Raw genomic sequence first — 252 nt, forward strand, 5'->3', positions numbered from 1 at the left:
GATTGACCTGCTTCGAAAACGGAAAAATGAAACGATTGCAGCCGTTTCTGAAGAGCAAAACCCATTTTTTAAAGGTCCGTTTGATGAGGTTACGGATTCTGTTGAGCTTTTGGTAAAGCAATTTACCCCTAAGCAGGCGGTAATCTTTTTGCTAAAAGAGGCCTTTCAATATCAGGTAAAGGAAATCGCGGAGATGTTAGAGATGACGGAAGTGGCGGTGAAATCTACTCTTCACCGTGCCAAAAGACGTTT

The 252-nt window shown here is 42.5% G+C and carries 1 protein-coding gene; it reads left to right on the top strand.

The features are described from left to right. A partial coding sequence (locus RYX56_RS24015) for an RNA polymerase sigma factor (RefSeq protein WP_317124339.1) occupies positions 1–252 on the top strand: 252 nt, incomplete at both ends.

It is taken from the genome of Alkalihalophilus lindianensis (assembly GCF_032843265.1).
Lineage (GTDB): Bacteria > Bacillota > Bacilli > Bacillales > Bacillaceae_D > Alkalihalophilus > Alkalihalophilus lindianensis.